Source organism: Phenylobacterium sp. (genome assembly GCF_028290885.1).
Taxonomy (GTDB): Bacteria; Pseudomonadota; Alphaproteobacteria; order Caulobacterales; family Caulobacteraceae; genus Phenylobacterium.
The window spans coordinates 1-21,931 of the sequence record NZ_JAQGIZ010000032.1 but is presented as its reverse complement, the minus strand read 5'-3'; the positions used below and the strand labels follow the sequence as shown (position 1 = coordinate 21,931).

22 protein-coding genes are annotated in these 21,931 nt (G+C 69.7%); 14 read left to right on the top strand and 8 right to left on the bottom strand.

Annotated elements, in window-relative coordinates; translation table 11 throughout:
* The 3 genes from JWP28_RS02530 to JWP28_RS02520 all read right to left on the bottom strand — a co-directional run.
* Nucleotides 1-2,028, bottom strand: a 2,028-nt coding sequence (locus JWP28_RS02530) for a hypothetical protein (RefSeq protein WP_299539634.1), incomplete at its 3' end; no start/stop codon positions are given.
* Between the two features lie 146 nt (nucleotides 2,029-2,174).
* Nucleotides 2,175-3,176, bottom strand: a complete 1,002-nt coding sequence (locus tag JWP28_RS02525; RefSeq protein ID WP_299539631.1) for an RluA family pseudouridine synthase — start codon at nucleotides 3,174-3,176, stop codon at nucleotides 2,175-2,177.
* Nucleotides 3,166-3,483 (bottom strand): ferritin family protein, encoded by a 318-nt coding sequence (locus JWP28_RS02520; protein WP_299539628.1) that lies wholly within the window; start codon nucleotides 3,481-3,483, stop codon nucleotides 3,166-3,168. The genes JWP28_RS02525 and JWP28_RS02520 overlap by 11 nt, the downstream gene beginning before the upstream one ends.
* 91 nt (nucleotides 3,484-3,574) lie before the next feature.
* Between JWP28_RS02520 and JWP28_RS02515 the strand changes: the two genes are divergently transcribed.
* A complete protein-coding gene (locus tag JWP28_RS02515; RefSeq protein ID WP_299539626.1) occupies nucleotides 3,575-5,233 on the top strand; it encodes an alkaline phosphatase D family protein in 1,659 nt (552 codons plus the stop codon).
* On the opposite strand, the gene JWP28_RS02510 is transcribed toward JWP28_RS02515, so the two are convergent.
* From JWP28_RS02510 to JWP28_RS02500, 3 genes are all read right to left on the bottom strand, one after another.
* Nucleotides 5,230-5,856 (bottom strand): LysE family translocator, encoded by a 627-nt coding sequence (locus tag JWP28_RS02510; protein WP_299539623.1) that lies wholly within the window; start codon nucleotides 5,854-5,856, stop codon nucleotides 5,230-5,232. The two genes, JWP28_RS02515 and JWP28_RS02510, sit on opposite strands and share 4 nt — an antisense overlap.
* Entirely contained in the window at nucleotides 5,853-6,248 is a 396-nt protein-coding gene (hisI, locus tag JWP28_RS02505) for a phosphoribosyl-AMP cyclohydrolase (protein ID WP_299539639.1), read from the bottom strand. Before hisI ends, JWP28_RS02510 begins: the two co-directional genes overlap by 4 nt.
* An 82-nt stretch (nucleotides 6,249-6,330) precedes the next feature.
* Nucleotides 6,331-6,768, bottom strand: coding sequence for a CBS domain-containing protein (locus tag JWP28_RS02500; RefSeq protein ID WP_299539620.1), 438 nt, complete (start codon nucleotides 6,766-6,768; stop codon nucleotides 6,331-6,333).
* Between the two features lie 141 nt (nucleotides 6,769-6,909).
* Between JWP28_RS02500 and JWP28_RS02495 the strand changes: the two genes are divergently transcribed.
* The gene (locus JWP28_RS02495) at nucleotides 6,910-7,161 is read left to right on the top strand and encodes a hypothetical protein (protein ID WP_299539618.1); all 252 of its coding nucleotides are present in this window, start codon (nucleotides 6,910-6,912) and stop codon (nucleotides 7,159-7,161) included.
* 15 nt (nucleotides 7,162-7,176) lie between these two features.
* On the opposite strand, the gene folE is transcribed toward JWP28_RS02495, so the two are convergent.
* Nucleotides 7,177-7,806, bottom strand: coding sequence for a GTP cyclohydrolase I FolE (folE, locus tag JWP28_RS02490; RefSeq protein ID WP_299539616.1), 630 nt, complete (start codon nucleotides 7,804-7,806; stop codon nucleotides 7,177-7,179).
* 193 nt (nucleotides 7,807-7,999) lie between these two features.
* Here folE and cysS point away from each other — a divergent pair, with 193 nt between their 5' ends.
* From cysS to JWP28_RS02475, 3 genes are all read left to right on the top strand, one after another.
* Nucleotides 8,000-9,412: a cysteine--tRNA ligase gene (gene cysS, locus JWP28_RS02485; protein ID WP_299539614.1), complete on the top strand. Its 1,413-nt coding sequence runs from the start codon at nucleotides 8,000-8,002 to the stop codon at nucleotides 9,410-9,412.
* Entirely contained in the window at nucleotides 9,412-9,972 is a 561-nt protein-coding gene (locus JWP28_RS02480) for an SRPBCC domain-containing protein (RefSeq protein WP_299539611.1), read from the top strand. The genes cysS and JWP28_RS02480 overlap by 1 nt, the downstream gene beginning before the upstream one ends.
* An 80-nt stretch (nucleotides 9,973-10,052) precedes the next feature.
* Nucleotides 10,053-12,095: a M13 family metallopeptidase gene (locus JWP28_RS02475; protein ID WP_299539609.1), complete on the top strand. Its 2,043-nt coding sequence runs from the start codon at nucleotides 10,053-10,055 to the stop codon at nucleotides 12,093-12,095.
* Between the two features lie 51 nt (nucleotides 12,096-12,146).
* On the opposite strand, the gene JWP28_RS02470 is transcribed toward JWP28_RS02475, so the two are convergent.
* A complete protein-coding gene (locus JWP28_RS02470) occupies nucleotides 12,147-14,213 on the bottom strand; it encodes a phosphocholine-specific phospholipase C (RefSeq protein ID WP_299539607.1) in 2,067 nt (688 codons plus the stop codon).
* A gap of 101 nt (nucleotides 14,214-14,314) precedes the next feature.
* Between JWP28_RS02470 and modA the strand changes: the two genes are divergently transcribed.
* The 9 genes from modA to JWP28_RS02425 all read left to right on the top strand — a co-directional run.
* The gene (gene modA, locus JWP28_RS02465) at nucleotides 14,315-15,076 is read left to right on the top strand and encodes a molybdate ABC transporter substrate-binding protein (RefSeq protein ID WP_299539636.1); all 762 of its coding nucleotides are present in this window, start codon (nucleotides 14,315-14,317) and stop codon (nucleotides 15,074-15,076) included.
* Between the two features lie 3 nt (nucleotides 15,077-15,079).
* Nucleotides 15,080-15,745: a molybdate ABC transporter permease subunit gene (gene modB / locus JWP28_RS02460; RefSeq protein WP_299539605.1), complete on the top strand. Its 666-nt coding sequence runs from the start codon at nucleotides 15,080-15,082 to the stop codon at nucleotides 15,743-15,745.
* Nucleotides 15,742-16,482 carry a molybdenum ABC transporter ATP-binding protein gene (gene modC / locus JWP28_RS02455; protein ID WP_299539603.1) on the top strand — a complete coding sequence of 247 codons (741 nt, stop codon included), beginning with the start codon at nucleotides 15,742-15,744 and terminating at the stop codon, nucleotides 16,480-16,482. The genes modB and modC overlap by 4 nt, the downstream gene beginning before the upstream one ends.
* A 155-nt stretch (nucleotides 16,483-16,637) precedes the next feature.
* Nucleotides 16,638-17,522 (top strand): alpha/beta hydrolase, encoded by an 885-nt coding sequence (locus tag JWP28_RS02450; RefSeq protein WP_299539601.1) that lies wholly within the window; start codon nucleotides 16,638-16,640, stop codon nucleotides 17,520-17,522.
* Between the two features lie 130 nt (nucleotides 17,523-17,652).
* A complete protein-coding gene (locus JWP28_RS02445; RefSeq protein WP_299539598.1) occupies nucleotides 17,653-18,102 on the top strand; it encodes an iron-sulfur cluster assembly scaffold protein in 450 nt (149 codons plus the stop codon).
* Nucleotides 18,103-18,159: 57 nt separating this feature from the next.
* Nucleotides 18,160-18,432, top strand: a complete 273-nt coding sequence (yidD, locus tag JWP28_RS02440) for a membrane protein insertion efficiency factor YidD (protein ID WP_299539596.1) — start codon at nucleotides 18,160-18,162, stop codon at nucleotides 18,430-18,432.
* Nucleotides 18,429-20,423, top strand: coding sequence for a threonine--tRNA ligase (gene thrS, locus JWP28_RS02435; protein ID WP_299539594.1), 1,995 nt, complete (start codon nucleotides 18,429-18,431; stop codon nucleotides 20,421-20,423). The genes yidD and thrS overlap by 4 nt, the downstream gene beginning before the upstream one ends.
* Nucleotides 20,420-21,358, top strand: a complete 939-nt coding sequence (locus JWP28_RS02430) for a glycosyltransferase family 2 protein (protein ID WP_299539592.1) — start codon at nucleotides 20,420-20,422, stop codon at nucleotides 21,356-21,358. Before thrS ends, JWP28_RS02430 begins: the two co-directional genes overlap by 4 nt.
* 63 nt (nucleotides 21,359-21,421) lie before the next feature.
* A partial coding sequence (locus JWP28_RS02425; protein ID WP_299539590.1) for a class I SAM-dependent methyltransferase occupies nucleotides 21,422-21,931 on the top strand: 510 nt, incomplete at its 3' end.

Below are 21,931 nucleotides of genomic sequence, written 5' to 3'. Positions count from 1 at the left end.
GCCGACTGGAGCGCCGTCCGGCCGTCCGGGGGGACGCGCGGCGCCCGGCGGCAGGGCCCGCCGAAACTGGCCAAGGGGCCCGCCGCGCTGTGGCTGGGCGCGGGCCGGTCCGATCGGGCGCGAATAGTCGAACCCCCACTTCAGCGAGTTGGTGTCCTGGCTGGCGAAATTGACCGGGCGGTAGTCGACCTCGGTGAGCTCGCCCTCGGCGTCGCGGACGAAACGGTCGGGGAAGGCGGCCTCGACGTCGGCGCTGGCGGCGGGAAAGGTGGCGATCGGGTTCTTGACGTGGATCTGGTTGTAGTCGGCGCGGAAGATCAGCTGCTTGTCGGCGAACGGCTGCCAGGTCACCCGGATCGAGGTCCGGTCTCGGCCGTCGCGCACCAGGGCCGGGTTGCCGCCGGAGACCTGGACGACGTCCACCGTCTGGCCGGTGACGAAGTCGAAGATCCGCGAGCCCGGGGTCAGCAGCAGCGGGGCGCCGAGCTGCTGCTGGGTCGGCGCGGCCTCGTCGTGCAGGTGCGAGGCCAGGATGCTCAGGCCGGTGACCGGTGTCCAATGCACGCCGTAGCCGAAGGTGGTCAGGGTCCCGAAGTCGGAGGCCTGCTCCACGGCGGCGTGGGTGTTGACGTTGATGTCGCCCAGGAAGCCCAGCACCTTGGCCCGCCGGCTGGTCAGGGGCAGGTCGAAGCTCGCCTGGGCGTTGCCGCCGCTGCGGGAGAAGTCGGCCGACTGCACGGTCCCGAACCGCTGGGATTCGGAGGAGAAGGCGCTGCCGGACGCCCCGACCCGGAAACTGCTCCGCACCTGGCCGGCGGGAAGGCTGAACAGCGGTCCCGAGGCGATGAACTGGACGTTGCCGGTGTCGGACTTCGAGTGGCCGGTGTCCTGGGCGCGGAGCGCCAGCAGGTTCGCCGGGATGGGCCCGGTCGGATTGACCACGATCGACCCCGCCGCCAGCGCGGCCTGCAGGGCGGCGGCGTCGACGCCGACGTCGTTGGAGTTGCGGTTGTCGGCGTGGTCGTAGTTGCCGGTCAGGGCCAGGCGCCAGGTGGAGAGGTCACGGTTCAGGCTGACGCCCAGATGGCTGGTCCAGGTCTCGGCATCCTGGTTCAGCGGGCCGAAGTTCGTCGCCAGGCGGTCGACCTCGGGGGCCGACGGAACCTGCAGGCTGACCGTGGGCAGGCCGCGCAAGGCATCGCTGGAGGTCGCCTCGAAGGTGGCGTTCACGGTCGCGCTGATGTCGGCGAAGATCGGCTGGGTGAAGACGGCGTTGGCGGACACCTTCTGGCTCTCGGGGACCAGGGTCCGGAAGCGCCCCACGTCGACCGGATTGCCGGCGAGGTCCACGGCCGGGCCGGCGACGAGCGGGGCCACGTTGCGCTGCGCCTCGGTCAGGGAGGCCTGCGGCGTGTACTTCAGGTCGAGGTTGAGGCGGCGGTCGCCGGCGATGCGCGTGACGCCCGCCTCCGCCTGGCCGCTCGCTCCGCCGCCGGCGGTGGCGCCCCCGCCCGCCACGTCGAGCAGCTCGGAGCCGAAGTTCGGCTTCAGGACGATGTTCACGACCCGCTGGTTGGCCGAGAAGCCATACTTCAGCGCGGCCTCCTCCGGCAGGATGTCGACGCGCAGGATCGCCTCGGTGGGCAGGTTGCGGATCTCGTTGAAGCCGGAGATGCGGCGACCGTTGAGCAGGATCGCCGGACCTTCGCCGCCGCGGCCGCTGTTGCTGCCGATCTCGGGGGCCAGTTCGTCGAGCAGGTCGGTGATGGTGCTGACGCCGTAGGACGCGACGTCTTCCGGCGCGAGCTGCAGGTCGGGCCGGATGTCGCCGACCACCGCGCCCGGCTCCGGGGGTCGTTCGCCGGTGACCACCAGTTCGGATACGGTCCCGGCCTTGGCCGTGGATGCGGCGGGCGCGGGCGCGGCCCATGCAGCGGGCGCGCTCGCCAGCACGGCGAGGCCGGCGCCGGCGCACAGGGTCGCGGCCAGGCCGGCGCGCCTTTGAGGTTGCGGGCTCTTGAAGATCACGCGCCGTCCATCCGCTGGCGGCCGCTGGGCTCGCCGGTTTCCCCCGAAAGGCTCAAGCGATCTGATCGCCGCCCACGCCGGCCAAATGAGGGCGACATTGTTGCCTTGGCATTACCCGGCGAAGGCGGGCGCGCGCCGGTGAAATGCTAGAGGGTCTCCAGCAACCCTTGCAGCGTCGCCATGTCGGGCGGCAACGGGCTCTCGAAGCGCAGGGTCTCGCCGGTGACCGGGTGGCGGAAGCCGAGCACCGCGGCGTGCAGCGCCTGGCGGGTCAGCCCGGCCGCCGCGATCGCCTGGCGCACCTTCTCCGCCGGCGGGCCGGAGCCGTAGGTCCGGTCGCCCAGGCAGGGCGCGCCGGCGGACGCGAGGTGGACGCGGATCTGGTGGGTGCGGCCAGTCTCCAGGGTGCAGGCGACGCGGGCCGCCAGCGGCTTTTCGGCCGGGCCGAACACCCGCTCCACGGCGTAGTGGGTCACCGCGTGGCGCCCGCCGGACTTCACCAGCGCCATCTTCTTGCGGTCGCTGGAGGAGCGTCCGATGGCGCCCACGAGGGTCCCCCGCGCGGCCCGGGGCGCGCCGCGGGTGAGGGCGATGTAGACGCGGTCGATGTCATGGGCGGCGAACAGCGTCGAGAGGCCCTGGTGCGCGGCGTCGGTCTTGGCCGCGACGACGATGCCGGAGGTGTCCTTGTCGATGCGGTGCACGATGCCCGGACGCGCCACCCCGCCGATCCCCGAGAGGCTCGCGCCGGCGTGGTGCAGCAGGGCGTTGACCAGGGTGCCGCTCTCGCTGCCGGGCGCCGGATGGACGGCCATGCCGGCGGGCTTGTCGACCACGATCAGATAAGAGTCCTCGAACAGCACCTTGAGCGGGATCGCCTCGGGCGCGGGCTCGGCGGCCTCCGGCGGCGGGATCTCCAGGCGGTAGTCGCCGGGCAGCGCCTTGGCCGAGGCGTCCGCCACCGGGGCGCCGTCGCGGCTGACCCGGCCTTGGGCGATCAGCGCCTGGACCCGGCCCCGCGACATCTCCGGCAACAGGGTCGACAGGAGTTTGTCGACGCGGCCGCCGCCGTCCTCGGGCCCCACGGCCACGATGCGGACGCCGAAAGCGTCCTCCTCATCGACGACTGGATCGGCCTCAGAGGCCATGCTTCTCGCTGGCGGTTTCCTCGTGGCCCACGATCGAGCCCTCGCTGAACAGGTATTCCTTCAGCTGCTCGTTCACCTCGGGGTCGTTGCGGCGAATCCACTCCAGGATCATCGACGCATGCTCCAGCTCCTCCTTGGCGTTGTGCAGCAGGATCGCCTTGAGGCTCGGATCGTCGCAGTCGTCGGCGCGCTGGCGGTACCAGTCGACCGCGTCGAACTCCTCCTGCAGCGAGGTGATGGCGTAGTGCAGGTTCAACGTCTCGCGGCGCAGCTTTTCGCGGGGGACGTGCAGGGCTTCGCTGGACACGGGGGGTCATACTCCTGTGGTATTCTTTGCCTCAAATAGATAGGCGCGGGAACAGGCGCGAGGGCAGGCGCGCGACTTGGGGGGGCGACATATGCGAATCGACAGACGAAGGCTGTTGGCCCTGCTGGGTCTCGGCGCGGCGGCGCCGGCGACCGGGGCCGCGGCGAAGGACGGCGCGGCTTTCCACCACGGCGTGGCCTCCGGCGATCCGCTGCAGGACCGGGTGATCCTGTGGACCCGCATCACGCCGCAGGGTGCAGGCGACGTCGCCTACCGCTGGAGCCTCGATCCGGTGGACCGACGGGGCGGCGGCAAGCGTGGCGAGGGCATGACCGGCGCCGACCGCGACTACACGGTCAAGGTGGACGTCAGCGGTCTCGATCCCGGCCGGGCCTACACCTTCCAGTTCGAGGCCGGCGGGGCGAAGTCGCCGCTCGGGCGTACGCGCACCTTGGCCGACGGGCCGACCAAAGACGCGGTGCTGGCGGTCTGCACCTGCGCGCTCTACCCGAACGGCTACTTCAACGCCTATGGCGCGATCGCCGCCCTGCCGCGGGTCGACGCGGTGGTTCACCTGGGCGACTACATCTACGAGTACGGCGGGCCCGGCTCCTACGGCATGGATTCGGCGGTGGCCTCCGAGCGGCCGCACGACCCGGCGCACGAATGCCTCAGCCTTGCCGACTACCGCCGCCGCCACGCGCAGTACAAGGGCGACCCCCAACTGCAGGCCGCCCACGCCCGCGCGCCCTGGATCGTGGTCTGGGACGATCACGAGACCGCCAACGACTCCTGGATGGGCGGGGCGGAGAACCACCAGCCGGCCACCGAGGGCGACTGGAACGTCCGCAAGGCCGCCGCGATCAAGGCCTATTACGAATGGATGCCGATCCGCGAACCGGCAGGCGGCGGGTTCTCGATCAACCGCAGCTTCGACTTCGGCGATGTGGCCAGCCTGTTCATGCTGGAGACCCGGCTGACCGCCCGCGACCAACAGCTTACTTACGACAAGGACCTGCCCAAGGAGCCGACCGCGGCGGACGTGGCGGCTTTCAAGAAGCGCCTGGCCGACCCCTCCCGCAAGATGATGTCGGCGGGCCAGGAGGCCTGGCTGGAAAAGGCGATGGCCGACTCCGTGAAGGAGGGACGCCGCTGGCAGGTGCTGGGCAACGAGGTGGTGATGGCCCGGCTCGCGACCCCGCCGATCCACAAGTACATGACCGAGGCGGCCTACACGGCGGCGAAGGCCGAACTGCCGCGCGCCGGCGCCAACCGGCTGGCCCGCATCGAAGCCAACGCGGCGCTCGGCCTGCCCTGGGGCACGGACATGTGGGACGGCTATCCGGCCGACCGACAGCGGGTCTATGGCCTGATCGAGAAGGCCCGCGCCAACGCCATCGTGCTCTCTGGCGACAGCCACGCCTTCTGGGCCAACGAACTCTACAACGCCGAGATCGGCGGCAAACGGGTGGCGGTGGAGTTCGGTACGACCGCGATCAGCAGCCCGGGGCCGGGCGAGTCGATCGCCGGGGTCCCGCTGGGCGAGGCCTTCGCCAAGCACAACCGCGAGGTCCTCTACAACCAACAGACCGCCAAGGGCTTCGTGCTGCTGACCCTGACGCACAGCGAGGCGACCGCGCAGCTGATGGCCGTCTCCACCGTCAAGGACAGGGCCTTCACGACCAGGCCGATCGCGAGCTATCGCGCGGCGCCTGGGCCTGCGGGGGTGTCGGCGTTGAAGGCGATCTAGCGCCGTTCCAGCGCCAGGCGTACGCCGAAGCCCAGGAAGACGCCGCCGGTCAGGCGGTCGAGCCAACGTACCACGCTCGCCCGCTTCAGCGCGCCGGCGATCGGCCGCGTGGCCCCGATCAGGCAGGCCGACCAGGCCAGCCCCAGCGCCGCATGGATCGCCGCCAGCAGGAAGATGAAGGGGGCGGGGGCGACGCCGGCCGGCAGGAACTGCGGCAGGAAGGAGATGTAGAAGACGCCGACCTTGGGGTTCAGGAGGTTGGTGAGGAAACCCCGCCGCATCCAGGCGAGGTCGCCGCCGGCCGCCGGCGCGCCGCCCGCAAGCTCGAACCGGTCGCGGGGCCTCAGGATCAGGTTCAGGCCCAGCCAGACGAGATAGGCCGCCCCGGCCCACTTCAGCACCGTGAAGGCGAGGCTGGAGGCGGCCAGCAGGGCGCCCAGACCCAACGCCACCGCGGCGCCCCAGACCAGGCAGCCGGTGACGATCCCCACCGCCGCCAGGCCCGCGCGTCTGGGGCCTTCGACCGCGGCGGTGCGCAGGATCAGCGCGGTGTCGAGGCCCGGGGTCAGCGTGAGCAGGCCCGCGGCGACCGCATAGGCCGCGAGCGCCTGGAAGATTGTCACGGCCGGTCCACCAGCTTGCCGTCCTCGATGGCGCGGTAGAAGCACGACCGGGCGCCGGTGTGGCAGGCGCCGCCGTCGCCCCGCGGCCTGACCTTCAGCCAGACGGCGTCCTGGTCGCAGTCGATCCGCGCCTCGACGACCTGCTGGATCTGGCCGCTGGTCGCGCCCTTATGCCAGAGCTCGTTCCGCGATCGGCTGAAGTAGTGGGCCTCCCCGGTGTCCAGGGTCGCGGCCAGCGCCTCGGCGTTCATCCAGGCGAACATCAAGACTTCGCCGGTGTCGGCGTGGGTGGCGACGGCGGCGATCAGGCCGGCTGCGTCGAAGCGGGGCGCCAGCGTCGCGCCGTGTTCAAGCGCGTGCGTGTCCGGCGCGGTGGGGAAGGTCGCGGTCATGCGCCCCATATGGCGCCGCTCCCCGGCGCCGCGCTAGTCCGCGGCGCCGGGGGCCGGTGACGGTGGGGCGTGCAGCCCGCCTCTAGTGCGCGGCCTGGGAGTGGTCGCCGCCGGGCCGGCAGATCTGGTTGAGGGCTGCGCCGGTCTGCGCCGTCGGGCCGTCCTTCGCCAGGTCGCCCAGGGAGATGATGCCGACCATCCGCTTGTCGCGATCGAGCACGACGAGGCGGCGGACCTTGATGTCGCCCATGTTGTCGATGACCTCATCGACGTCGTCGTCATTGAAGCAGTATTTGATGTCCGAGCTCATGACGTCGCGGACTCGGGTGTCGGGGCCCATTCCCTGGGCCACGGCCCGCACGGCGATGTCTCGGTCGGTGAGCATGCCCACCAGTCGGTCGCCGTCGCCCACCGGCAAGGCGCCGGCGTCGATCTCCGCCATGATCATCGCGGCTTCCCCGATCGTCTGGTCCGGACCTGCGAGCCGCACGTCGCGCGTCATGCATTCGCCTACTCTCATGGCGGTCTCCCTGGTGTTGGAATTCGGCTAGCCTCCCAGGCCGACAACCGGCCGTGGGGGCGGGGAGTTCCGTGGGGTGACTGAGATGGGACGGATGCGCCTGGTGGCGCCTCACGCCACGGCCGCGCTAGCCTCTCATCGATGAGTCTCAAGGACCGAATCAAGGCCCAGGTCGTCGCGATGGACCTGGCGGTGCGGCCCTGGGCGGCGCGCAGCCGGTCGAACAGCTGGGCCATGGCGCCGATCGGCAAGCTGGGCGCCTGGTATCTGCTGATCCTGCTGAGCTTCGTGCTGGTGACTCTTGTCCACCCGCCCCAGGCGCCGGGCGAAGGCGAGGCGACCAATCCGCTGACGACACCGGCTTCTCCTCTCCCTCTCGGCCACGCCGGGTGAGAGGAGGAACGCCGCCTACTTCCGGTTCGCGAAGTCCAGGAAGCGCTGGCGCAGCATCGGGTCGGTCTTGAAGACGCCGGTGAACTGGGTGGTGATGGTCGAGACGTGGCGGTGGTGGACGCCGCGGGTCGACATGCACTGGTGGTTGGCGTCGATCAGCACCGCGACGCCGGCCGGGCGCAGGCTGTCGGTGATGGCGTCGGCGATCTGCTGGGTCATGGTCTCCTGGGTCTGGAGACGCTTGGCGAAGATCTCCACCACGCGGGCGATCTTGGAAATGCCGACCACGCGGTTGGTGGGCATGTAGGCCACGTAGGCCTTGCCCAGGAACGGCGCCATGTGGTGCTCGCAGTGACTCTCCACCTCGATCTCGCGCAGCATGACGATGTCGTCGTAGCCCTGCACGTCCTCGAAGGTGCGCGAGAGTTCCTTGGCCGGGTCGGCGTCGTAGCCCTCGAACCACTCGGCGTAGGCGTCGACCACCCGCCTGGGGGTGTCGACCACCCCTTCGCGGCGCGGGTCGTCGCCGGCCCAGGCGATCAGGGTGCGCACCGCCTCCATCGCCTCCTCGCGGCTCGGGCGCTTCACGGCTTCAAGATCAAGGTCGGCTTTTCCGACCAGGGTTCGGTCGCGTATGGCGTCCATGGCAAAGAGGTTCTTTCCGGGGCTGAGTTGCGCCGGGACGAAGGTCCCGGAAATGACGCGTGGCCACCCTTCGTTTGATGGGGATCCCCGCCCAAGGGTTCCTTGGAGTTCCCGTGGCTTCCCTATCTTACGATCTGTATATGGGCCGAACCCGCTTCCGGGCAACCGTCACGCTGCGTCAGATAAGAGACCGATGTCGCTCACCCTCTACGACACCATGGCCCGCAAGAAGCGGCCCTTCGTCCCGCAGGACCCCCGGCGGGTGACGATGTATGTCTGCGGGCCGACGGTCTACAACTACAGCCATATCGGCAATTTCCGCCCGGTGGTGGTGTTCGACGTGCTGTTCCGCGTGCTGCGCCGGCTCTATGGCGAGCAGGCGGTGCGCTATGCCGCCAACGTCACCGACGTGGACGACAAGATCAACGCCAAGGCCGCCGAGCAAGGCGTGCCGATCGGCGAGATCACCGACCGCTACCTCGCCGCCTACAACGCCGACGCCCAGGCGCTGGGGGCGCTGTTGCCGACCGTGCAGCCCAGGGCCACCCAGACGATGGACGCCATCATCGAGATGATCGGCCGCCTGGTGCGCAACAACGCGGCCTATGCGGCGGAGGGCCATGTGCTGTTCGACACCCAGGCGTTCAGCGACTACGGCAAGCTGTCGGGCCGGCCGCTGGACGAGATGATCGCCGGCGCGCGGGTCGAGGTCGCCCCCTATAAGCGCCACCCCGCCGACTTCGTGCTCTGGAAGCCGTCGAAGCCCGGCGAGCCGGTGTGGGACAGCCCCTGGGGCCCCGGCCGCCCCGGCTGGCACATCGAGTGCTCGGCGATGATCGAGCAGGAGCTCGGCCTGCCCATCGATATCCACGGCGGCGGCATCGACCTGGTCTTCCCGCACCACGAGAACGAACTCGCCCAGGGCATGTGCGACGGCCATCACCACGGCGGCTACGCCCACTACTGGCTGCACAACGGCTTCCTGAACATGGGCGACGAGAAGATGTCGAAGAGCCTGGGCAACGTCACCCTGGCCCACGACCTCCTCAAGCAGCAGCCGGGGGAGGTGATCCGCTGGGCGCTGCTCGCCGCCCACTACCGCCAGCCGCTGGCCTGGACCGACGACGCGCTCGCCCAGGCGCGCAATTCGCTGGACCACCTCTACGGCGTGCTCGGCCGCGCGCGGCACGTGGCGGCCGGCGGCAGCGCGGCCCTGGCGGACGAGCAGCTCGCCCCGCTGATGGACGACCTCAACACGCCCTCGGCCATGGCCGAGCTGAAGCGGCTCGCCAACGACCTCGACGCGGCCGTGCGCCGGGACCAGCCGGCCGCGGGCGCCCTCAAGCAGGACCTGATGGCGCTGGCTGAGGTGCTGGGCTTCCTGCAGGCCGATCCGCAGGTCTGGTTCCAGGGCGGGGCCGACGAAGGCCTGAAGGCGCAGATCGACGCCCTGATCGCCGCCCGCGACACCGCCCGCGCGGCCAAGGACTGGAGCGAGGCCGACCGCATCCGCGCCGAGCTCACCGCGTTGAACGTCGAGGTCATGGATGGACCCGCCGGCGCCACCTGGCGGATCCCAACACTCAAGACTGGGGAGCAGGCCTGATGCCGATCCCGCCGCCTCCGCCGCTGAAGTCCGGCCTGTTCGGCCGCGGTGGCGCGCCCAAGCAGCCGAAGACCACGGCCACTGGCGCACCGCCGCCCAAGCCGCCGCCTGGCCTGAGGATCGAGCACCGGATCGGCATCCAGGCGCCGGCCGAGGTGATCTGGGAGGTGATTTCCGACCTGGCCTCCTGGGAGCAGTGGAACACGCTTTATCCGAAGGCCGCGGGGCAGATCCGCATCGGCGGGACCCTGGAGCTGACCCTGGCGCTGCCCGGCCAGCAGCCGCAGGAGATCAAGCCCACGGTGCTGGAGTGGGTGCCCAATGAGCAGCTGCACTGGCGGCTCAGCCTGATGGGCGGCCTGGTGAAGACCACCCGGTTCTTCGAGATCGAGAGCCTGGCGGAGGCGAGCTGCATCGTCTCCAACGGCGAGCTGTTCGCCGGCCTGATGGGGCCTTCGATCGGCAAGCGCATGGGCCGCGCCATCTACCGCGGCTTCGCCGAGATGGACGAGGCCTTGAAAGCCCGCGCCGAGGCGATCTGGCAGGCGCGGCAGAGCTGATCCGGAGGCGGCCGTCGGGCGCGTTGCCTCCGCCGGGCCGCCGTGTAGTGTCGCCCTCCTGTCATTTGGAGGGGTGTCACTTGAGCTTCAGGAAATGGGTGCTGGCGGGCGCGGCGGTTGCGGCGATCACCGGCCTGTCGCAGACGGCCGTGGCGGCCGGGGACGGCAAGGCGAAATTCGGGACCTGGGGCTATGACGCCACCGCCATGGATCCCTCGGTGAAGCCGGGCGACGATTTCTTCAAATACGTCAACGGCGGCTGGGACAGGCGCACTCACATCGCGCCCGACCGCACCAGCGCCGGCGTCGACGTGATCCTCGCCGACGAGGCCGAGCAGCAGGTCCGCGACATCGTCGAGAGCCTCGCAAAGGACCCGGAAAAGGCCGGGCCCGGCGGCAAACAGGTCGGCGACCTCTACGCCGCCTGGATGGACGAGAAGGGCATTGAGGCCCGCGGCACGGCGCCGCTGAAGCCCTACCTGGCCAAGATCGCGGCGGCGAAGACCAGGCCCGAGGTCGCCAAGCTGTTTGCCGAGACCGGCTACACCTCGCCGGTGGACCTCGACATCGGCCCGGCCCTGGCCGACCCGACCCACTATCAGGCGCAACTGGGCCAGGGCGGCCTGGGCATGCCGAACCGCGACTATTACCTGCGCGAGGGGGTCAAGTACGACGGCTTCCGCAAGGCCTACCGCGACTATGTGATCAAGATCCAGACCCTGGCCGGCATTCCAAACGCCGCGGCCAAGGCCGATGCGATCATCGCGCTGGAGACCAGGATCGCCAAGGCGCACTGGACGCCGGAGCGGACCCGGGACATCGAGCAGATCAACAATCCGATGAGCGTGGCGAAGCTGACGGCGCTGGCGCCGCAGTTCCCGTGGGCCGCCATGCTGGCGCATGCGGGCCTCGGCGCGCCGAAGATCCTGCTGGTGGCCGAGCCTTCGGAGGTCAAGGACGCCGGCCTGCTGTTCGCCCAGACGCCGGTCGCGGTGTGGAAGGACTACCTCGCCTACCACTTCGTCCGCAGCCACGCGAACTACCTGCCGCACGCGTTCGACCAGGCCAACTTCGAGTTCTTCTCCCACACCCTGCGCGACGTGCCGCAGCAACGGGAGCGGTGGAAGCGTGGGGTGCAGCTGGTCAACCGCAGCCTCGGCGAAGAGGTCGGCCGGATCTATGTCGCCGAGCACTTCCCGCCGGAGGCCGAGCGCCAGACGGCCGAGTTGATCTCAAACCTCACCGCCGCCTACGCCGAGCGCTTCGCCAAGGCCGAATGGATGGATGCGGCGACCCGCAAGGCCGCGATCGTCAAGCTCGGCACGTTCGATCCCCGGCTCGGCCATCCCAGGAAATACATCGACTATTCCAGCTTGAAGATCGACCGGGGCGACCTGCTGGGCGACGCCGTCCGCACCGAGCAGTTCCAGTGGAAGCTGCAGTTGTCGCGCTATCCGCACCTGGTGGACCGTGGCTTGTGGGAGATGGTCCCGCAAGAGGTCAACGCCTACTACAACCCGCAGACCAACCAGATCACCTTCCCGGCCGCGATCCTGCAGCCACCATACTTCGACCCCAACGCCGACCCGGCCGCCAACTATGGCGGCGAGGGCGCGGTGATCGGCCACGAGATGGGGCACGGCTTCGACGACGAGGGACGACACTTCGACGAAACCGGAAAGGTGCGCGACTGGTGGACCGCCGACGCGGCCAAGGCGTTCGGCGCGCGGACCGGGGCGCTGGGCGCGCAGTTCGACGCCTATGAGCCCGTGCCCGGCGTGCACATCAACGGCAAGCTGACCATGGGCGAGAACCTTGGCGACCTGGGCGGCATCGAGGCTGCCTACGCCGCCTGGCGCCGCTATGTGGCCAAGCACGGCGAGCCGGCGGTGATCGACGGCCTGACTGGCGACCAGCGGTTCTTCATCGCCTACGCCCAGTCCTGGCAGGACAAGGTGCGCGAAGGGGCGCTGCGCCAGCAGTTGCTGACCAACCCCCACAGCCCGGCCGAGTACCGGGTGAACGGCATCGTCCGCAACGTCGACGCCTGGTACCCGGCCTTCGACGTCAAGCCCGGCGACAAGCTCTACCTGCCGCCGGAAAAGCGGGTGCACGTGTGGTGACGTAGGGCGCGGCATCCTCTCCCCCGGCGAAGTCGAGAGGGAGAGGCGATGTCAGGCTTCGCGGCCCAGCAACGGGTCACTCAAACTGGGCTTGCCGTCCTCGCCGTGGCCGCCGAGCCGCCGCTGGAAGCTGGGGGCCTCGGCGCAGGTGACCAGTAGGTCGTACCAGTTGTGGCTGGCCTTCAGGTCCCAGTCGTCCATCACGATCGCGCCCGGCGCCAGTCGATGCCGTCGTGGAGTCGCGTTGAGGTAGGCGGACGGCGTGACCACCAAGGTCAGGGGCGTCGAGCCTTCGTTGTGCAGGGCGATCCGCAGAGTGCCGCGGTTCGGCAGAAACCAGCCATTGGCCTCCGGACGCAGCGCGGCCCCCATCTCGCCGCGGAATCCGCGGAGGAAGCCGTTCGGCCCATGGATCGCGAAGGCGTATGGGCCGGGATCAAGCGGTATGACGTCGGTCAGATATCCCGCCTTGCCGAGCGTATAGAACCGCGGCTCCCCGCCACCTGCCTGATAGAGGTTCAGGACGAGGCCGGCTTCGCCCGGATTGGCGACAGTCAGCTCGAGGCCTGCGCCACGTGGATGCGTCACGAGCTGGAAGTCGTAAGGCAACGCCCGCGCGGGTCGCTGGCCGGGTTCCTGGCGCGGATGGGGCTGGGCGGCGGCGGGCGGCAGGGGGAACGGCAGCGCCTTCGCCTTCTCGGCGCGCGCCGGCAGGGCTGACGCGTCGGGCAGGGCATGGATCTGGCGGTTGGGCGTCTCGAAATCGAAGACGCTGGTTAGGTCGCCGCAGACCGCGCGGCGCCAGGGGCTGATGTGCGGCTCCATCACGCCGAAGCGGGCCTCCAGGAAGCGGATCACCGAGGTGTGGTCGAAGACCTGGGAGTTGACGAAGCCGCCCTTGGTCCAGGGCGACACGACGATCATCGGCACGCGGGGACCCAGGCCCACCGGCTCGCCGTGATAAGCCTCGCCGTCGGTCTTCACCGTGCTCTTGCCCAAGGCGGTTCCGACCGGCGGGATCGGCGGCGGCACGTGGTCGAAGAAGCCGTCGTTCTCGTCGTAGTTCAGGATGAAGACGGTCTTGGCCCAGACCTTCGGGTTGGCGCTCAGCGCCGCGATCAGGCGGGCCGTCAGCCAGGCGCCGTCCGAAGGGCTGGCCGCCGGATGTTCGCAGAGCCGGGTGGAGGGCACGATCCAGGAGATCTGCGGCAGGCGGTCGGCGGCCACGTCGGCGGCGAACTGGGCGACCAGATGCTCGCCGTCGGAGGTCTTGGCGTTGGCCGCGTCGGCGCCGGGCGCCCAGGTCCGGCCGCGGTCGTGCAGCGCGGAGCCCGGCTCAAGCCCGCGGAAGTTGGCGAAGTAGGCCAGGCCGTTGTCGCCGAAGTTGTCATACTCCTGGTAGACCCGCCAGGAGACGCCCGCCGCCTGTAGCCGCTCGGCGTAGGTCGGCCAGGTGAGGCCCTTGAAGGTCTTGGAGTCGTTCGCCGGATCGGCGGTCTCGTTGGTCTCCTCCGGCGGATTGGCGACCACGATCTTGCTGTCGTCGCCGACCGCCAGCCCGCTGGTGCCGCTGAACAGGAACAGCCGGTTCGGGTTGGTCTGGGCGAAGATCGAGCAGAAGTAGGCGTCGCAGACCGTGAAGGCGTCGGCCAGCGCGTAATGGAACGGCAGGTCCGCCCGGGTGAAGTAGCCCATGGTCAGGGGGCCCTTGGCCGGGATCCAGGCGTCGTGGTGCTTCCAGCGTTCGTGGGTCCCCTTCCAGCTGTGGTCGAGGCTGAAGATGGTCTCGGCGCGGGTGGCGGCGGTGTCGAAGTGGAACGGGCTGACCGTGCCGGCGCCGCCCTTGCCGGGCTGGTTCCAGACGGGCTCGCCGCTCGGCAGGGTGATCGGCCTGGGATCGCCATAGCCGCGCACGCCGCGCAGCGTCCCGAAGTAGTGGTCGAAGCTACGGTTCTCCTGCATCAGGATCACCACGTGCTCGACGTCCCTGATTGTGCCGGTGACCCGGTTGGCGGGCAGGGCGAGCGCCCTGGCGACGCCCGGCGGCAGGGCGGCGCCCATGGCCGCGCCGGCCGCCAGCTGCAGGAAGGCCCTGCGGTCGCCCGGCCCCTTGGTCATCGTTCGCCCCCGAAATCTTCGCCGTTCGCGCCAGCATAGCCGATCCGGCGACGGCTGCAGACCTCTGGCGTAGCGTTGTGCAGTTGGGCTACATAACGGTGATGATCGGTCGGCGACTTCAGCTGTTGGGCCTGGCGCTGTTCGGTGCGGTGCTGGCGTTGGGATCCGGCGCAGCGCGGGCGGCGGAGACGCAGGTCGCCGTGGCCGCCAACTTCACCGAGCCCGCCAAGGCCATCGCCGCTGCGTTCAGGGCCGCGACCGGCCACACCGCTGTGTTGAGCTTCGGCTCGTCGGGGCAGTTCTACGCCCAGATGGCCCATGGCGCGCCCTACGAGGCGTTCCTCTCGGCCGACGCCGACCGGCCGAAACAGGCCGAGCGGGACGGACTGGGCGTGGCCGGCACGCGCTTCACCTACGCGGTCGGGCGGCTGGTGCTCTATTCGAAGACGCCGGGACTGGTGGACGGCGGCGGCGCGGTGCTGTCCAGCGGCAGGTTCAACAAGCTCTCCATCGCCGATCCCGCCGCTGCGCCCTACGGCCTGGCCGCCGTGCAGACGATGCAGAAGCTCGGCGTCTACAACGCCATCAAACCGAAGATCGTCACGGGGAGTTCGATCACCCAGGCCTACCAGTTCGTCGACACCGGCGCGGCGGAGCTGGGCTTCGTGGCCTATTCGCAGGTGATCAACGTGGCCGGCGGCTCGAGCTGGCTGGTCCCGGCCGCCGACCACGCGCCCATCGATCAGCAAGCCATCCTCCTACACACCGGCGAGAACAACCCGGCCGCCAAGGCCTTCCTGACCTTCCTGAAGAGCCCGGCCGCGGTCGCGATCATCAGGAAATACGGCTACGAGGCGCGATAGGACGTGAGTGAGGTCGTCTGGACGACGCTGAAGCTGGCGGGCCTGACGACCGTCCTGCTGCTGGTCCTCGCCACGCCGATCGCCTGGTGGCTGGCGCGGCGCAGGACCTGGTGGAAGGAGATCGTGGCCGCCGTCACGACGCTGCCGATCATCCTGCCGCCCTCGGTTCTGGGCTTCTACCTGCTGATCGCGATCGCGCCGCAGAGCCCGCTGATGGGCCTGCTGCATCCGTTCGGCGTCCGCACCCTGGCCTTCACCTTCCAGGGGCTGGTGATCGGCTCAATGGTCTATTCCCTGCCGTTCGCCGTGCAGCCGATCCGCGCGGCCTTCGAAGCCATGGGCCCGCGGCCGATGGAGGTGGCGGCGACGCTGCGCGCCGCCCCGTTCGACGCCTTTTTCACCGTGGCCCTTCCGCTCGCCCGCCGCGGCTTCGTGACCGCCGCCATCCTGGTGTTCGCCCACACCATCGGCGAGTTCGGGGTGGTCCTGATGATCGGCGGCGGCATCCCGGGCAAGACCGAGGTGATCTCGGTGCGCATCTATCAGCTGGTGGAATCCCTGCAGTACGGCGAGGCCCACCGGCTGGCCGCCGGCGTGGTGGCGTTCTCGTTCGCGGCGCTGCTGGCCATGCTGCTGATCGATCGCCGCTGGGATCGGGGCCTGCCTTGAGCGACGCCGTCGAAGGCCAGTTCGCCGGCCGGCTGGGCGTGTTCCGGCTGGACGCGGCGTTTACCCTGCCGGCCAAGGGGATCACCGCGCTCAGCGGCCCCTCCGGATCGGGCAAGACCACGCTTCTGCGCTGCATCGCGGGCCTGGCGCGGCTCGACGGGCGCCTGACCGTCGCGGGCGAGGTCTGGCAGGACGAGCGGCGGTTCCTCGCGCCGCACCGCCGCCCAGTTGGCGTGGTGTTCCAGGAGACGAGCCTGCTCAGCCACCTCTCGGTGCGCGGCAACCTGCTCTATGGCGCGAGGCGCACCTCGGCGAAGGCGGAGGTCGGCCTCGACGACACGGTGGACCTGCTGGGCCTCGGGCCGCTGTTGGCGCGCTCCACGGCCAACCTCTCGGGCGGCGAGCGGCAGCGGGTGGCGCTGGGCCGGGCGCTGCTGTCCCAGCCGCGGCTGCTGCTGATGGACGAGCCGCTCTCCAGCCTCGACGCCGGCAGCAAGGCCGAGATCCTGCCCTACCTCGAGCGGTTGCACCGGACCCTGGCGATCCCGGCGCTCTACATCAGCCACGACGCCGGCGAGATCGCCCGCCTGGCCGACCGGGTGCTTTTGATGCGCGACGGGCAGGTGCTTCCGAGCGGGCCTGCGGCGACGCAGGACTCTCTGGCGGGCCTCACCGCGGGCGAGCGCGACGCCCTGGCGCGGGCCGCTCTGAGGGCCGGATTGAGGCCTGAAATCTAGGTCCCGGCGCGCGACGCGAGCCTTCACCGGAGTCACGGCCTTTTGACTCCAGTCGCGATGTTGGCGGGCGCAATCCTACGCGCGGGTGACGGGTGGGGCGGCGAAGCTTTCCTCAGCCCCGGCTGAGGCGATCCAGCAGCCGAAAGGACGACCAGATGACCAACATCGACGTGACGGCGCCCGCCAGCGCGCCGAAGCCCTCCGCACGTCCGGCGCGTTCGTCGTACATCACGGCGAATGACGGAACCCAGATCTACTACAAGGACTGGGGCGCTGGGCCGGCGGTGGTCTTCTCGCACGGCTGGCCGCTCGACGCCGACGCCTGGGACGACCAGCTGATGTTCCTGGGCTCGCGCGGCTATCGCACAATCGCCCACGACCGCCGCGGCCATGGCCGGTCCGGACAGCCTTGGAACGGCAACAACATGGACACCTACGCCGACGACCTGGCGGCGCTGATCGAGCAGCTGGACCTGAACGACGTGACCCTGGTCGGGCACTCCACGGGCGGCGGCGAGGTCACCCGCTATATCGGCCGGCACGGTACGGGCCGGGTCGCCAGGCTGGTGCTGATCAGCGCCATTCCGCCGCTGATGCTGAAGACCGACGCCAACCCCGAAGGCACGCCGATGGAAGCCTTCGACGGGCTCCGCGCGGGCCTGACCGCCGACCGGTCGCAGTTCTACAAGGACCTCAGCGCCCCGTTCTTCGGCGCCAACCGGCCGGGTTCGAAGGTAAGCCAGGGCGTGCGCGACGCCTTCTGGCTGGAGAGCATGCAGGTGGGCCTGAAGGCGGCCTACGACTGCATCCACGAGTTCTCGGAGAGCGACTTCCACGAGGACCTGAAGAAGGTCAACGTGCCCACCCTCATCGTGCACGGCGACGACGACCAGATCGTGCCGATCGCCGACGCGGCGCTGAAGACCGCGAAGATCGTGGAAGGGGCCACCCTGAAGGTCTATCCCGGCGCGCCCCACGGCCTCTTCGCCACGCACCGCGACCAGCTCAACGCCGACCTGCTGGCGTTCCTGAAGTCGTAGGCGCCACCTCGGGCCGCCGCGTCGCGATCGCCTCCGGGATCGAGGCGCGGCGGTTCCCTAAGCCGTCGCCGCCGGAGCTTCGGGCGGACTCGCATTTGACACCGCCTGCGCGCACCCCGATCTAGAGCGCATGATCGACGATCTCTATTCGGCGAAACTGCTGAGGCTGGCGGCGAACCTGCCGCGGCTCGGGCGCCTCGCCGCGCCCGACGCCAGCGTCGAGAAGATCGCCAAGCTGTGCGGCAGCCGCGTGGTGGTGGACGTGGTCGTCGAGGGCGACCGGGTGGCCGATTTCGCCCAGGAGGTGAAGGCCTGCGCGCTCGGCCAGGCGGCCGCCTCGGTGCTGGGCTCGCACGTGGTCGGCGCCAGCCTGCCGGAGCTGGAAGTGGCGGTCAGGCAGTTCCGTGCTATGTTGAAGGACGGCGCACCCGCGCCCGACGGACGCTTTTCGGACCTGGCCATGCTCGCGCCTGTGAAGGACTATCCGGCCCGCCACGCCTCGACGCTGCTCGCGTTCGAGGCGGTGACCGAGGCTGTGCGCACGGCGACGACACGAACTAGCCCCGCCGGCGCGGCTTGATCCACCGCTAGGCGCAGCGTAATCGCTGGGCCCTCCCTCGGGATCTCCGTAGCCGGCATGACTCTCTACGAACGCTGCGTCAGAGGCGCGCTCCGCGCCTACAAGCTGACGCTTTCGCCGCTGATCGGGCGGCAATGCCGGTTCCTTCCGACCTGCTCGGAATACGCCGCAGACGCCCTGATCGGCCACGGCCCGTGGCGAGGCGCCTGGCTCGCCGGTCGCAGGCTGTGTCGTTGTCATCCTTGGGGCGGCGGTTCGGGTTTCGATCCGGTCCCGCCCCCGCGCAAACGGGCTGAAGCCCGGGCGCGGAAGTGGACGTGTGAAACATGATCGACCTGATTTTCCCCGACGGCTCGAAACGCCAGTTCGACGACGGCGTGACGGGTAAGCAAGTTGCAGCTTCGATCGCACCGTCGCTCGCCAAGCGGGCGGCGCTGGTCAAGCTCGACGGCGAGCTCCTGGACGTCGAGCGGCCGCTGCCGCACGGCGGCAAGTTCGAGATCCTGTCCCGCGACAGCCTGGAAGCGCTGGAGACGCTGCGCCATGACGCCAGCCATGTCATGGCGCAGGCGGTGCAGGAGCTGTTCCCCGGCACGCAGGTGACCATCGGCCCCTCGATCGACGACGGCTTCTACTACGACTTCGCCCGCGATGAGCCGTTCAGCCTCGACGACCTGGCCAAGATCGAACAGCGCATGAAGGAGATCGTCGACCGCGACGAGCCGATCACGCGCGAGGTCTGGAAACGCGACGAGGCGGTGAAGCACTTCCAGTCGATCGGCGAGACCTACAAGGCCGAGATCATCGAAAGCATCCCGGCGGGCGAGAACGTCAGCGTCTATCGGCAGGGAAACTGGAAGGACCTCTGCCGCGGGCCGCATTTCCCGTCCACGAAGTTCGTCGGCAAGGCCTTCAGGCTGACGAAGCTGGCCGGCGCCTACTGGCGCGGCGACCACCGCAACGCCCAGCTGCAGCGCATCTACGGTACGGCCTGGGCGTCCGAGGCGGACCTCGAGGCCTACCTCCACCGGATCGAGGAGGCCGAGAAGCGCGACCACCGCAAGATCGGCCGGGCCATGGACCTCTTCCACCTGCAGGAAGAGGCGAAGGGGATGATCTTCTGGCACCCCAAGGGCTGGACGCTCTACCGCACGATCGAGGCCTACATGCGCCGGCGGCTCGACGCCGACGGCTACGTCGAGGTCAAGGCGCCCCAGCTGATGGACCGCGCGATGTGGGAGCGTTCGGGGCACTGGCAGAAGTTCGGCCAGGCGATGTTCACCTGCGAGACGACCGAGGGCGAGGTCCTGGCCGTGAAGCCGATGAACTGTCCGGGCCACGTGCAGATTTTCAACTACGGCCAGAAGAGCTATCGCGACCTGCCGCTCCGGATGGCCGAGTTCGGGGCCTGCCACAGGTACGAGCCGTCGGGCGCCTTGCACGGCATCTTCCGGCTGCGCGCCTTCACGCAGGACGACGCGCACATCTTCTGCCGCGAGGACCAGATCGAGGAAGAGTCGACGAAGTTCGTCCATCTGCTGGAGAGCGTCTACCGGGACTGCGGACTGGAACTGGATTCCGTGAAGCTGGCCCTGCGTCCGGACCTGCGCTTCGGCACGGACGAGGTCTGGGACATCGCCGAGAAGAAGCTGGAGCGGGCGGCGATCGCGGCCGGCTGCCAGGTGGAGATGCTGCCGGGCGAGGGAGCCTTCTACGGGCCGAAGCTGGAGTTCCACCTGCGCGACGCCATCGGGCGGACGTGGCAGTGCGGGACGCTGCAGCTCGACTATGTGCTGCCCGAACGCCTGGACGCCGAATACGTCGCCGAGGACGGGTCCAAGCAGCGGCCGGTGATGCTGCACCGCGCGATCTGCGGCTCGGTGGAGCGCTTCCTAGGGGTGATGATCGAAAACTTCGCCGGCGCATTCCCGCTTTGGTTATCTCCCGTTCAGGTTGTTGTCGCCACGATCACCTCCGACGCGGACGAGTACGCCGGCAAGGTTGCCGCGGCGCTCAGGGCAAGGGGGCTGCGGGTGGAGACGGATCTTCGCAACGAGAAGATCAACTACAAGGTCCGCGAGCACAGCCTGGCCAAGGTCCCGGTGCTGGCGGTTGTGGGCCGGCGCGAGGCTGAGCTTGGGCAGGTTGCGCTGCGGCGGCTGGGTTCCGACGGGCAGGAGGTACTGGAGCTCTCGGCAGCCGCGAACCTACTTGCCTTACAGGCGAGTCCGCCGGATGTTGCGCGAGACTCTGGAGGCGCTGAATCGCGGCCTCCGCGCACGGTCGGCGCCCACGAGCGGGTGACTGGGGAGGCTGGATGAACGGCATCGCCGCACCGATCGTCGCCGTCGAGTCCGCGCCTACTCCGGATTTCCTCGACGGACGGCGCGCCGTCTCGGTGGTCATGGTCGTCTACATGACCGGGACCGCGCTCGACGAGAGCGTCGACCGGGTGCTGAGGGACCCGCTGATCGACGAGTTCGTGATCGTCGACAACGGCTCGTCCGGAGCCGACGCGGCGGGCCTGCGGGCGCTGGCGGAGCGCGATTCCCGCGTGGTGTTGCTGAGCGGCCACGGCAACATCGGCTTCGCCCGCGGCGCCAACCTGGGTGCGCGTAAGGCCTGTGGCGACATCCTGGTGTTCCTCAATCCCGACGCCTTCCTGCAGCCGCGCTGCATCGCCGAGCTGGTGCGCGAGATCGAGGGCCGGCCGGTCCCCTGCATCGTTGGCGGCCGGGTGCTCAATTCCGACCTCACCGAGCAGCGCGGCGCGCGGCGCGGCGACATCACGCTGATGGCGGCGATCCTGTCGCTCAGCCGGCTGGCCGAGAAGGTCCCGGCCTGGCGGCGTTACGAGGTGCATTGGGAGAACGAACCGGCGCCGGAGCAAGTGGCCGCCGTGCCGACCATCTCCGGCGCCTGCTTCTGCATGCGCCGCGAGGACTTCGACTGCCTGCAGGGCTTCGACGAGAAGTACTTCCTGCATGTCGAGGACGTCGACCTCTGCTGGCGGGTGCGCCAGATGGGCGGCCGGGTGCTGTTCCATCCCAAGGCCGAGGTGATCCACCTGGGCCACACCAGCCTGACCAGCCCGTTGCGGGTCGAGTTCCACAAGGGCGTGGGCCTGGCCCGCTATTTCCGCAAACGCGCCGTCGGCGTCACCCAGCAGTTGATCGCCTGGCTCCTGTCGCCGGTCGTGGTCGGCGCCGCGGTGGTCCGCCCGGTGATGTGGCGCTTCCGGGGCCGCGCCGGCTAGTCAATGGCCCCGCGTATCCTGCGCCTGTTCGCCGGTATGGCGCCGTCCGGCGCGCGTCGAGCCGTGGCCGGCGCCATCGTCGATCTGAAGAGCCTGCGTGCGCGTATTTCCGATCCCGCGCGCCGCGCAGAGCCCTGGTCCTTCGTGCACAATGTCGGCAATGGGGACTTTCAGGCGATCGGCGCGATGCTGCTGCGCAACCTGCGGGACCATGCCGGCCTTCGATCCAACGACCAGGTGCTCGACATCGGCTGTGGCAACGGCCGCGTGGCCGCCCAGCTTGCACCTTTCCTGCGGGACGGTGGCGGTTACGTCGGCTTCGACATTTCGCGGCGCGGGATCGAGGCCTGCCGGCGCCAATTCGCGGGCGAACCGCACATGCGCTTTCAGCATCTCGACGTCTGGAACGGCGAATACAACGCCAGAGGCCGGGTCGCCGAACGAGATGCGGTCTTTCCGGCGCCTGACGAGTCCGTCGACCTAGCCTTCGCGACCTCGGTCTTCACCCACATGCGCATGCCGGCCGTGCGGCGGTACCTGGCCGAGACGGCGCGCGTGCTGCGGCCGGGCGGA

Bases quoted from the DNA above. Each gene is read 5' to 3' on its own strand.
- JWP28_RS02470 (WP_299539607.1), bottom strand. From the start codon at position 14,213: ATGACCAAGGGGCCGGGCGACCGCAGGGCCTTCCTGCAGCTGGCGGCC.
- modA (WP_299539636.1), top strand. From the start codon at position 14,315: ATGATCGGTCGGCGACTTCAGCTGTTGGGCCTGGCGCTGTTCGGTGCG.
- hisI (WP_299539639.1), bottom strand. From the start codon at position 6,248: ATGACCGCGACCTTCCCCACCGCGCCGGACACGCACGCGCTTGAACAC.
- thrS (WP_299539594.1), top strand. From the start codon at position 18,429: ATGATCGACCTGATTTTCCCCGACGGCTCGAAACGCCAGTTCGACGAC.
- yidD (WP_299539596.1), top strand. From the start codon at position 18,160: ATGACTCTCTACGAACGCTGCGTCAGAGGCGCGCTCCGCGCCTACAAG.
- JWP28_RS02445 (WP_299539598.1), top strand. From the start codon at position 17,653: ATGATCGACGATCTCTATTCGGCGAAACTGCTGAGGCTGGCGGCGAAC.
- JWP28_RS02525 (WP_299539631.1), bottom strand. From the start codon at position 3,176: ATGGCCTCTGAGGCCGATCCAGTCGTCGATGAGGAGGACGCTTTCGGC.
- cysS (WP_299539614.1), top strand. From the start codon at position 8,000: ATGTCGCTCACCCTCTACGACACCATGGCCCGCAAGAAGCGGCCCTTC.
- JWP28_RS02515 (WP_299539626.1), top strand. From the start codon at position 3,575: ATGCGAATCGACAGACGAAGGCTGTTGGCCCTGCTGGGTCTCGGCGCG.
- JWP28_RS02480 (WP_299539611.1), top strand. From the start codon at position 9,412: ATGCCGATCCCGCCGCCTCCGCCGCTGAAGTCCGGCCTGTTCGGCCGC.
- JWP28_RS02450 (WP_299539601.1), top strand. From the start codon at position 16,638: ATGACCAACATCGACGTGACGGCGCCCGCCAGCGCGCCGAAGCCCTCC.
- folE (WP_299539616.1), bottom strand. From the start codon at position 7,806: ATGGACGCCATACGCGACCGAACCCTGGTCGGAAAAGCCGACCTTGAT.
- JWP28_RS02495 (WP_299539618.1), top strand. From the start codon at position 6,910: ATGAGTCTCAAGGACCGAATCAAGGCCCAGGTCGTCGCGATGGACCTG.
- JWP28_RS02430 (WP_299539592.1), top strand. From the start codon at position 20,420: ATGAACGGCATCGCCGCACCGATCGTCGCCGTCGAGTCCGCGCCTACT.
- JWP28_RS02500 (WP_299539620.1), bottom strand. From the start codon at position 6,768: ATGAGAGTAGGCGAATGCATGACGCGCGACGTGCGGCTCGCAGGTCCG.